Genomic DNA, 10,146 nt, shown 5'->3' with positions numbered 1-10,146 from the left:
CTCTAACCGCATCTTCCTCTGGCTCCCCTTCGGACGGTACCGCGTCAGTGAACGAACTTGTGGGACGCACTACTAGTTTCGGAGATGCCGCTTCAGAGTGAGGCAAGAGCCGCAGGAAATGTCGCATCATGAACCGTCCGGGTCTAGGAACGGTGCTGCGCCAGCCACTCGATGAGGTCGATCTTGGAGATGATGCCGAGCACGGCCCCGCGGTCCACGACGACCGCCGCCGTTGCGTGGGCCAGTGCTGCCAGCCCCGCCTCCACGGGGTCGTCTGGGTGCACCACCGGCGGGGAGACCTCGGTCACACGCGCCGCCCGGTCGGTGGGGCGGATGTCGCCCGACGCCAGGCGCTCCAGGAGCGTGGTCTCGTCAACCATGCCGACGAGTTCGCCGCGTTCGACGACGGGAAGCTGTGAGATGCCGTGGGTCCGCATCCGGGCGATGAGTTCGCTGATGGTTTCGTCGAGGCCGGCGGTGATGACGGTGCGGTTGCCGGCGGCCGCCAGAACGTCCGCGATCCGCCCGGCCGGCGGCTGGAGCAGCCCGTGTTCTCGCATCCACTGGTCGTTGAAGACCTTGGAGAGGTACCGGCTGCCTCCGTCCGGCAGGATGACCACGACCACGAGCCCCTCGCCATGCCCCGGCAGGCCCTCCAGGTACTTGACGGCGCCCGCTACCGCCGCTCCGGAACTCCCGCCCGCAAACAACCCCTCTTCCCGCACGAGGCGCCGGGTCATGTGGAACGCTTCCCGGTCGCTCACCTGCACGACCTCGTCCACCACGGAGAAGTCCATGGTGGAGGGGAGGAAGTCCTCGCCGATTCCCTCGATCTTGTAGGTGTGGGCCTCGCCCAGCCGGCCCGTTCGGAAGTACTCGGTGTAGACGGAACCCTCGGGGTCGACGCCCACCACCTTGAGATCGGGCTTGCGCTCCTTGAGGTACCGGGCCGCCCCGCTGATGGTGCCGCCCGTGCCCATGCCCGCCACCAGCACGTCGATGCGCCCCCCGGTCTGCCGCCATATCTCGGGGCCGGTCGTCTCGTAATGGGCCTGAGGGTTTACCGGGTTGTGGTACTGGTTGGCGTAAAATGCCCCCGGGATCGTTGAGGCCAGCCGGCGAGAGACGCTGTAGTAGCTGCGGGGATCTTCGGGCTCCACGTTGGTGGGCGTGATCACGACCCGGGCGCCGTATGCCTGCAAAAGGGCCACCTTCTCGGCGCTCATCTTGTCCGGCATGACGAAGACGGTGTGGTAGCCCTTCACGGCGGCCGCCATGGCCAGCCCCACGCCGGTGTTGCCGGACGTGGCCTCCACGATAACCCCGCCGGGGCGAAGCTGGCCCTCCCGTTCGGCCGCCTCCACGATGGTGCGGCCCACCCGGTCTTTGACGGAGCCACCGGGGTTCATAAACTCCAGCTTCGCTGCCACCGTTGCCCGCACCGTGGCCGCCACGCGCCGCAGCCGCACCAGGGGCGTGTTTCCGATCAGTTCCAGCACGCTCTCGGCGATCTCCATGGCATTACCCCTCCAGGGCCTGGCGCAGGTCGTCCACGAGGTCGTCGATGTGTTCGATGCCGACCGACAGGCGCACCAGGCGGGGATCCACCTGCAGCGGCGAGCCGCTCAGGCTCAGGTGCGTCATGCTGGCCGGATGCTCGATGAGGGACTCCACGCCGCCCAGGCTTTCACCCAAAGTAAACACCCGGGTGCGGGAGACCACCCGGCGCGCCTCCGCCTCACCGCCCTTCACCAGCAACGAGACCATTCCCCCGAACCCGCCCCGCATCTGCCGGCGGGCCAGCTCGTGGCCGGGGTGGTGCGGCAGGCCGGGGTAGTGCACCGCCTCGACGGCGGGGTGCGCCTGCAGAAACTCCGCCACCCGGGCAGCATTGGCGCAGTGCCGCTCCATCCGCACGGCAAGGGTCTTGATGCCCCGCAGGACGAGCCAGCAGTCGAAGGGGCCCGGTACGCCGCCGGCCGCGTTCTGCACGAAGCGCAGCGCGCCGGCCAGTTCGGCGTCCGAGGTGATCAGGGCGCCGCCCACCACGTCGCTGTGGCCGCCCAGGTACTTGGTCGTGCTGTGGATGACGAGATCCGCACCGAGGGCTAGGGGGCTTTGCAGGTGCGGAGAGGCGAAGGTGTTGTCCACAGCCACCCGTACGCCGTGGCGGTGGGCCAGGGCGCTGATGGCGGCGATGTCCAGCACCTTGAGGGTCGGGTTGGTGGGGCTTTCGATGACCACCAGCCCCACGGGCGGCCTGCCTGGGGCCCTCAACGCCGCGTCTACCGCCGCAAGGTCGGTCATCTCGACGGGCTCGGTCTCGATGCCCCACGGTCCCAGCACCCGGTGGAAGAACCGCCACGTGCCGCCATAGACGTCATTCGGTACGAGCACCCGCTGTCCCGGCCGCAGCGTGTAGCCCAGCGCCGAGATGGCGGCCATCCCCGAGGCGAATGCCAGCCCGTAGCGGCCGCCCTCGAGAGCGGCCAGCACTTCCTCCAGAGCCCGGCGCGTCGGGTTGTCCGTGCGGGCGTACTCGTAACCTTTGTGCACGCCCGGCGCAGCCTGGGCGAAGGTCGAGGTCTGGTAAATGGGCACCACCACGGCGCCCGTGGCCGGTTCCGGCGGCTGGCCGGCGTGGATGGCGAGCGTCTCGAAGCGCCAGCCCTGGCTCGCCGGGCCGGGGCGAACGAACAGGGCATACTGCTCCTGCTCGCCCTCCACCACGCTGCGGTCGACTTCCCACCCCGCCTCCCGCAGCCACTCTCGCACGGTGGACTGCGCAATGCGGTCCGACAGCGGGGGCCCGATCTCGCCCGGAGCGTCTGGGTCGAACTCCGCCACCACGGCCTTGCCCTCCGGTCGAAGCAGCGCACGCGCCGACCGAAGTACGCGTACCGGCTCTTCTGCGTGATGGAGTACGTGGGTCACCAGGGCAGCGTCCGCGAATTCGGGAAGCTGCAGGGTTTCGCCGGGGGCGTGCAGGGTGACGATGGGGGCCAGGCATCGCCCGGACGCCTGCCACTCCCGCACCTTCTCCTGGAGAAATGCCAGGGCCCCGACCGACGGGTCGACCGCGTAAACCCGGCCGGAGGGGGCGACGCGTTCGGCCGCGAGAAGCGAAGCAAAGCCGGGCCCGCAGCCAATGTCCACGACCACGTGGCCCGAACGCAGTTCGAGCGCGTCCAGCCACCGCTTGACCAGGGCCTCCCGGGCCTGCTGGTGTTCGAACAGGCGCTGAACGTCCGCTGGCCCTTGCTGGCCCGTCACTCGGTGCAGGGGCGAACTAGTCATCGAGAAACCACCATCCGGGCGGGAGTGCCCTGGCCGCTAGCATATCACCTGGATGGGCCGGTTGCCACGGCCAGAGCCTTCGCCGCGGTATCACCCTCCGCCCAGGTGACGCCGCACCGCGTCAAGCACGGCCCGGGCCCGGGTCAGCGCAAGGGCTGCGTCCTCCGAAGCGAACGCCTCGGACGGGACGCCGCCCGGAAGCGCATCCGGATACCGGGCGGGGAGGTGGTAGTCATCGAGAGGAACCGCCTTGTCACGCAGCGCTTAAAACTCGGGGTCGGACGATGGTATCCAGCGCGTCCTGAAGGCGACGGCCGCGTGCCTCTGTGTTCGGCATGCGAAAGCCCATGGCGTCCTGCCCTCTGCTCCCGACGCCTCGATGATACCGGCCCGAGCACCCCGCTGCAAGGTGCCGGGCTCGCGTACAGCGGCTATGAAGACTTCGGCCTACGGCCTCCGCATCGGGAAGCGTCGCGCGGTCTTTGTACGCTGCGAGTCCACGAGGGGATGGGGCGGGTCTGGTTTCACCGGTGGGATGCGGATCTGCCCGGCGGGGGCACCGTAGCAGGGGGGCCGAGGAGCGGCGGTGCGGCCGGGGGCGGCGGCGCGCGATGTGTATCGGGTTGCCCGCAATCTCGCCCGGCGGATGGGGTTCGAGTGCTACTTCATGGGCGTCGCACCTTACACCTGGTGGCTGACGGTGGCTGCCGGCGGCTTTCGACGCTGGCTGACGAACGTCTGGGCCCCCTATCCGGTGACACCCGCCTGTCCGGCGCACCGTTGACAGGTGGTACCCCGGGGGCGTAGAATGCGCCGGGAAGATACCCTGACGGGGTATCGCGAATGGAGGTTCTGCCATGGCGGCTCCGTCCGCACAGGTCACCGAAACGAGATCGCCATCGGCGCCGCGCAAGGCCACGCTCGACCTGAGCGGCATGACGTGCGCATCGTGCGCCGTTCGCATCGAAAAGAAGCTCGAAAAGACGGACGGCGTCAGGGGCGCCACCGTCAACTTTGCTCTGGAGAAGGCCGTGGTCGAGTTCGATCCGGATCAGGTGCGGGCGCGGCAACTCGTCGAGGCGGTCCAGTCGCTGGGATACCAGGTTCGCACCGCCGAGAAGCGCTACCGCATCCAGGGGATGAGCTGCGCGTCGTGTGCGCAAGCTGTCGAGAAGGCCCTCGGGCGGCTTCCGGCCGTGGTGACGGCGTCGGTCAACTTCGCGACGGAGACGGCGACGGTGGAGTACATCGGCGAACTCGCCGACGACGAGGTCATCCGCGCCGTCGAGGCGCAGGGGTACCGGGCGTTTCCGGCGGAGGGAGAGGCCGACCGCGAAAAGAGCGCCCGCGAACGGGAGATCCGCCACCAGCGGCGCATGCTTGGGCTTTCGGCGCTGTTTTCGTCACCGCTTTTGCTTTACATGTTCGGCGAGCTCGTCCCGTCGCTCGGACGGATCTTGCCGGGCCTCCTCTTCAACCCATGGTTCCAGCTGGCGATGGCGACGCCCGTGCAGTTCGTGGCCGGCTGGCAGTTTTACCGGGACAGCTACCACACGCTGAAGAACAAGAGCGCCAACATGTCGGTGCTGGTGGCCATGGGCACTTCGGCCGCTTATCTGTACAGCCTGGTCATCACGCTGGCAGGGCCGCTCGTGCCCGGGGCGCACCACGTCTACTTCGAGACGAGCGCCATCATCATCACGCTCATCATCCTGGGGAAGTACCTGGAGGCGCTGGCCAAGGGCCGCACCAGCGAGGCCATCCGCAAGCTGATGGGCCTGCAGGCCAGGACGGCCCGGGTGGTGCGGGACGGCACCGAGCTGGAGGTGCCCGTCGAGCAGGTCCAGGTCGGGGACCGGGTCGTGGTGCGGCCGGGCGAGAAGATCCCGGTGGACGGCGTCGTGGTCGACGGCTACTCGGCGGTGGACGAGTCCATGATCACCGGCGAGAGCCTGCCGGTGGACAAGAAGCCCGGCGACATCGTCATCGGCGCCACCATCAACAGGACGGGCAGCTTCACCTTCGAGGCCACCCGGGTGGGCAAGGAGACGGCGCTTTCGCAGATCATCCGCATCGTAGAGGAGGCTCAGGGGCGAAAGGCGCCCATCCAGCGCTACGCCGACCGGGTGTCCGCGTACTTCGTGCCGGCGGTCATCGCGGTGGCGGCCCTGACGTTCGCCATCTGGTACTTGTGGGGAGACCCGGGTAACTTCACCAGGGCGCTGGTCAACTTCGTGGCCGTGCTGGTCATCGCCTGTCCCTGCGCGATGGGCCTGGCGACGCCGACCTCCATCATGGTGGGCACCGGCAAAGGCGCCGAACGGGGCATCCTCATCAAGGGCGGTGAGCATCTGGAGCTCGCCCACAGGCTCAACGCCGTGGTCCTCGACAAGACCGGCACCATCACCCGGGGCGAACCGGCCCTGACCGACGTGGTGCCGCTGCCGGCGGATGGCCACGGCGCCGACGGTGCGGCGAGCTCCGACGGCGCCGCGGTGGCCGGAAGCGAGGCGGCGCGGCGCCTGCTGGCCGTGGCGGCGTCGGCCGAGGCCGTCTCGGAGCACCCCCTTGGGCAGGCCATCGTACAGGCGGCCCGCGAGAAGGGCCTGGCGCTGGAAGCCGTCTCTGCCTTCGAGGCCATCCCCGGGCAGGGCGTGCGGGCCGTGCTGCCTTCCGCGTCGAACGGCCGGCCCGACGGCACCGAGGTGCTGGTCGGCAACCGGCGCCTGATGCAGGAGCGGGGCATTGAGACGGCGCCGGTCGAACCGCACGTGGCCCGTCTCGAAGGTCAGGGCAAGACCGCCATGATCGTGGCCACAAACGGCCGGGTGGCGGGCGTCGTGGCCGTGGCCGACACGGTCAAGGAAGGCTCCGCCGAGGCCATCCGGCAGCTCCAGCGTATGGGCATCGAGGTCTACATGATCACCGGCGACAACCGGCGCACGGCGGCGGCCATCGCCCGCCAGGTGGGCATCGACGAGGCCCACACCCTGGCCGAGGTGCTGCCCCAGGAGAAGGCCGAGAAGGTCAAGGAGCTGCACGCCCAGGGTAGGGTCGTCGGCATGGTGGGGGACGGGATCAACGACGCGCCGGCGCTGGCCACGGCGGACGTGGGGTTTGCTATCGGCACCGGGACGGACGTGGCCATCGAGTCGGCCGACATGACGCTCATGCGCGGGGACCTGTCGGGCGTGGTGGACAGCATCCGGCTGAGCCGGGCCACCATCCGCAACGTGTACCAGAACCTGTTCTGGGCGCTGTTCTACAACACCGTGGGCATCCCGGTGGCGGCGGCGGGGTTCCTCTCGCCGGTGCTGGCGGGGGCTGCCATGGCGTTCAGCTCGGTGTCGGTGGTCACCAACGCACTGAGGCTGCGGCGGTTCCGCTTCAGCGAAGACCGGCTGCCCTCGCGGCGCCGCGATGAAAGGGGAAGGGACGATGGCGCGCTGTCTTCCGTGCGGGATGGAAGTCGACGAGAAAACAGCGAAGTTCACGTCGGAGGTTGAGGGGACGACCTACTACTTCTGCGGGCCGGGCTGCAAGCGGGCCTTTGACGCCGACCCCGAATCCTACGTGCGGGGCGGGGCCGGCAGCGGCGAAGCCCGCCATCACGGGGCCGGCCACCAGCACGACCACGGTGGCGATGGACCCCGCGTTCGCTAGCCGCCAAGGTAAAGGCGCCCCACCTCCGGGTCGGTGAGGAGGTCCGCACCGCGCCCCTCGAAGCGCTTGCGGCCGCCCGCCAGCACGTACCCCCGGTGGGCGATCTCGAGCGATCGCCGGGCGTTTTGCTCGACCATCACGATGGCGACCCCCGCTGAGTTGATGGCCTTGACCTGTTCAAACAGGCGGTCCACCATCCGCGGGGCCAGGCCGGCCGAGGGCTCGTCGAGGAGCAGCAGCCTGGGGTCGAGCATCAGCGCGCGGCCCATCGCGACCATCTGCCGCTCTCCGCCCGACATGCGGCCCACCCGCTGGCGGCGCCGCTCGCGCAGAGCGGGGAAGAGGGAGAAGATGCGTTCCTTGCGCGCCTCCAGGCCCTCGTTGAGGACGAAGGCGCCCATCTCGAGGTTCTCTTCCACGGTCAGGGACGCAAACACGTTGTCCACCTGGGGAACGTAGGCCATCCCCAGGCGCACCAGGCGCTCCGGCGAAAGCCCGGTGACGTCCGCCCCGTCGAACTCGATGCGCCCCGCTGACGGCTGCACCAGCCCGAATAGGGCCTTCATCAGCGTCGACTTTCCTGCACCGTTCGGCCCGATGACGCAGACGATCTCGCCCGCGCCGACCTCGATCGAGACGTCGAAGAGCACCTGGGCGTCGCCGTAACCCGCGCTCAGGCGTTTGACTCGCAGAAGTGCCATGACACCCTCAGACGGCAGCGAAGGCATACTGGCCGCCAAGGTACGCCTCCAGGACCGCGGGGTCCTCTCGGATGGCACCAGGGGCCCCCTCGGCCAGCTTGCGACCCTCGCTCATGACGACGACCGGGTTGCACAAGCTCATGACGAGGCTCATGTCGTGCTCGATGACCAAAAACGTGACCCCCCGCTCCCGGCGCAGCCGCTCGATGGCGCCCGCCAGCCGGCGCAGGAGGGTGGGGTTCACGCCGGCGCCGGGCTCATCGAGCAGCACCAGTACAGGGTCGGCCATCATGGTGCGGGCCAGCTCCAGGAGCTTGCGCTGCCCACCGGACAGGTGCCCGGCGCGCTCGTCCTTTTCGTGCAGCAACTCCACGAACGCCAGGACCTCCAGCGCCCGCTCCCGCACGGCGGCCTCCTGCCGGCGAACTGCCCCGGGGCGCAGCCACGGGTTCCACGGCCGCTCGCCGATCTGGCCGGGCGGCACGAGCATCAAGTTTTCCAGGACGGTCAGACTGCGGTGGACCCGGGGAATCTGGAAGGTCCGGGCGACGCCCTTCTGGAAGATGCGGTGCGGCGGCAGGCCCGTGATGTCGTCGCCGCGCAACCGGATGCGGCCGGCGTCGGGCGCAGCAAACCCGGTGATCAGGTCGAACAGGGTGGATTTTCCGGCGCCGTTAGGCCCGATGAGGCCGGTGATGGTGCCCTGTCGGACGCGAAGCGTGAGGCCATCCACCGCCCGCAGGCCCCCGAATCGCTTGACCAGGCCACTCACCTCGAGCAACGTGTCGGGGGGATGAGGCTCTTCTACCGGCGTGGGGGGCATGGCTCGTCTCGAAGCTCGCTCCTCTCGCCTGTCTCGCCGGGCGGCCTGCCCGCTCTCATCTTGCTGCCAGTAGGCTGACCTGCCCCTCATTATACAACCGGTGGCGGGGATCAGGAGGAACATGCCATCGCTTCGAGAATCGACACCTCGTCCCGCCGCTTCCGCAGGCTCGCGCAGCCCGCCGCCCTTTCCCACGGGCGAGGGGCTGCCGGGGCAGGTGAGGCGAGCAGAGCGTGCAGGCGAGAGGAGCTGAGGTCTGGATGTGGCATGCTGCACCTGGTTCACGCCGGCCCGAGGAGACTTCGCGTCGCCCGCAAGGGCGACGTCACGAACGCCGGCTCGAGCGTCGCACGTTATTGAAAGGGTTGGGGGCCGCCGCGGGTCTGTTCGCAGCCGCCGGTGGCCTCGGGCGGCTCACGCTCCGCCCCCTCGAGGCGCTCGCGTCGCAGAGCGCGCTTGCGCCCGTCAAGGTCGGGGCGCTCCTCGACTTCACGGGGCCGCTCGGCGAGTTCGGCCCGCATCACCGCAACGCCCTCGAGCTGGCCGCCCGCCAGATCAACCAGGCGGCCCGGGAGGTCTTCGGCGGGCCCATCCTCCAGCTCATCTACGAGGATGCCTCCACGACCCCGTCCATCGGGGTCGACCGGGCCCGCAAGCTGGTCGAGGTCGACCGGGTGCCCGCCATCATCGGGGCGCTCGCCACAGGGGTGACGGTGCCGGTCGCCGAATCGGTGACCATCCCCGCCGGCGTGCTCCAGATCACGCACTCCGGCACCTCGCCGCTGCTCAGCGTCCTTCCTGCCGACCAGGGCAAGGATCTGCTGTTCCGCACGGTGGCATCGGATGCCCTGCAGGCCGTGGTGGCCGCACAGCTGGCCGCCGGCGAGCTCGTCCCGGGCTACCGCTTCAGCCGCGCGGCCGTCATCTACGTGAACAACCCCTACGGCCAGGGACTTGCCAGCGTGTTCGCCGAGTCGTTCAAGCGCCGGGGCGGGGTGGTGACGGCGCAGGTGGCCGTTCCCGAGGAGCCCAAGCCGACCTACACGCCGGAACTGGCAGCCGCGCTGCGAGACAACCCGGACGTGCTCGTGGCGGCCACCTATCCCGGCCAGGCCACGGTTTACCTCAAGGAGGCCGTGGACGTGTTCGGCTTCAAGCGCTTCCAGTTCACGGACGGGACCAAGTCGGAAGAGATCGTCAAGGTGCTGGGGGCTGGGCTCGTCGAGGGCCAGCTTGGCACCACGCCGGCTTCCGACCCGCAGTGGGCCGGGTGGAGCCGGTTCGCCGAGGCTTATCAGGCGGCTTACGGCGCCCGCCCCAATTTGCCGTACATGGACACCGCCTACGATGCCGTGGCGGTCGTCGGGCTGGCCATCGCCCGGTGCCTCGCTGACGGGGTGCCGGTGACGGGCGTAAACCTGCGAGACCGCCTGCGCCGCGTCTCCAACCCGCCGGGCGAGCGGGTGGGGGTGGGCGACTTCGCCCAGGCCCTGCGCCTCATCCGCCAGGGCCGGGATGTCGACTACACGGGCGCGGCCGGCGAGGTGGACTTCGACGAAAACGGGGACGTCATCACCCCGGTCGAGATCTGGCGGTACCACGGGGGCGCCATCGAAACCGTCGCCATCCGGCGGCCCAACGAAATCCCCAGGCAGTAGCGCG

General features: G+C 69.4%; 8 protein-coding genes and 1 pseudogene. 4 read left to right on the top strand and 5 right to left on the bottom strand.

Annotated features, from left to right (window positions below):
• Nucleotides 1-143: 143 nt before the first annotated feature.
• The 3 genes and pseudogenes from AB1609_00940 to AB1609_00930 all read right to left on the bottom strand — a co-directional run bounded on the left by AB1609_00940 (nucleotide 144) and on the right by AB1609_00930 (nucleotide 3,297).
• Nucleotides 144-1,517, bottom strand: coding sequence for a cystathionine beta-synthase (locus AB1609_00940; protein ID MEW6045042.1), 1,374 nt, complete (start codon nucleotides 1,515-1,517; stop codon nucleotides 144-146).
• A gap of 4 nt (nucleotides 1,518-1,521) precedes the next feature.
• Entirely contained in the window at nucleotides 1,522-2,700 is a 1,179-nt protein-coding gene (locus AB1609_00935) for a cystathionine gamma-synthase (GenBank protein MEW6045041.1), read from the bottom strand.
• 54 nt (nucleotides 2,701-2,754) lie between these two features.
• Nucleotides 2,755-3,297: pseudogene (locus tag AB1609_00930) on the bottom strand (methyltransferase domain-containing protein).
• Between the two features lie 613 nt (nucleotides 3,298-3,910).
• Between AB1609_00930 and AB1609_00925 the strand changes: the two are divergent.
• The 3 genes from AB1609_00925 to AB1609_00915 all read left to right on the top strand — a co-directional run bounded on the left by AB1609_00925 (nucleotide 3,911) and on the right by AB1609_00915 (nucleotide 6,960).
• A complete protein-coding gene (locus AB1609_00925) occupies nucleotides 3,911-4,081 on the top strand; it encodes a hypothetical protein (GenBank protein MEW6045040.1) in 171 nt (56 codons plus the stop codon).
• Between the two features lie 73 nt (nucleotides 4,082-4,154).
• Complete coding sequence (locus AB1609_00920; GenBank protein ID MEW6045039.1) at nucleotides 4,155-6,803, top strand: heavy metal translocating P-type ATPase; 2,649 nt, start codon at nucleotides 4,155-4,157, stop codon at nucleotides 6,801-6,803.
• Entirely contained in the window at nucleotides 6,760-6,960 is a 201-nt protein-coding gene (locus AB1609_00915; GenBank protein ID MEW6045038.1) for a YHS domain-containing protein, read from the top strand. Before AB1609_00920 ends, AB1609_00915 begins: the two co-directional genes overlap by 44 nt.
• Here AB1609_00915 and AB1609_00910 read toward each other — a convergent pair.
• Together AB1609_00910 and AB1609_00905 are read right to left on the bottom strand one after the other, a co-directional pair.
• Nucleotides 6,957-7,661: an ABC transporter ATP-binding protein gene (locus tag AB1609_00910; GenBank protein ID MEW6045037.1), complete on the bottom strand. Its 705-nt coding sequence runs from the start codon at nucleotides 7,659-7,661 to the stop codon at nucleotides 6,957-6,959. The genes AB1609_00915 and AB1609_00910 overlap by 4 nt on opposite strands.
• A 7-nt stretch (nucleotides 7,662-7,668) precedes the next feature.
• Nucleotides 7,669-8,484 carry an ABC transporter ATP-binding protein gene (locus tag AB1609_00905; GenBank protein ID MEW6045036.1) on the bottom strand — a complete coding sequence of 272 codons (816 nt, stop codon included), beginning with the start codon at nucleotides 8,482-8,484 and terminating at the stop codon, nucleotides 7,669-7,671.
• Between the two features lie 365 nt (nucleotides 8,485-8,849).
• On the opposite strand from AB1609_00905, the gene AB1609_00900 reads away from it, so the two are divergent.
• The gene (locus AB1609_00900; protein MEW6045035.1) at nucleotides 8,850-10,142 is read left to right on the top strand and encodes an ABC transporter substrate-binding protein; all 1,293 of its coding nucleotides are present in this window, start codon (nucleotides 8,850-8,852) and stop codon (nucleotides 10,140-10,142) included.
• Nucleotides 10,143-10,146: the final 4 nt, after the last annotated feature.

Source organism: Bacillota bacterium, from assembly GCA_040754675.1.
Lineage (GTDB): Bacteria > Bacillota > Limnochordia > Limnochordales > Geochordaceae > Geochorda.
The sequence above is the reverse complement of the archived record's forward strand: the minus strand, read 5'-3'. Positions and strand labels throughout refer to the sequence as shown.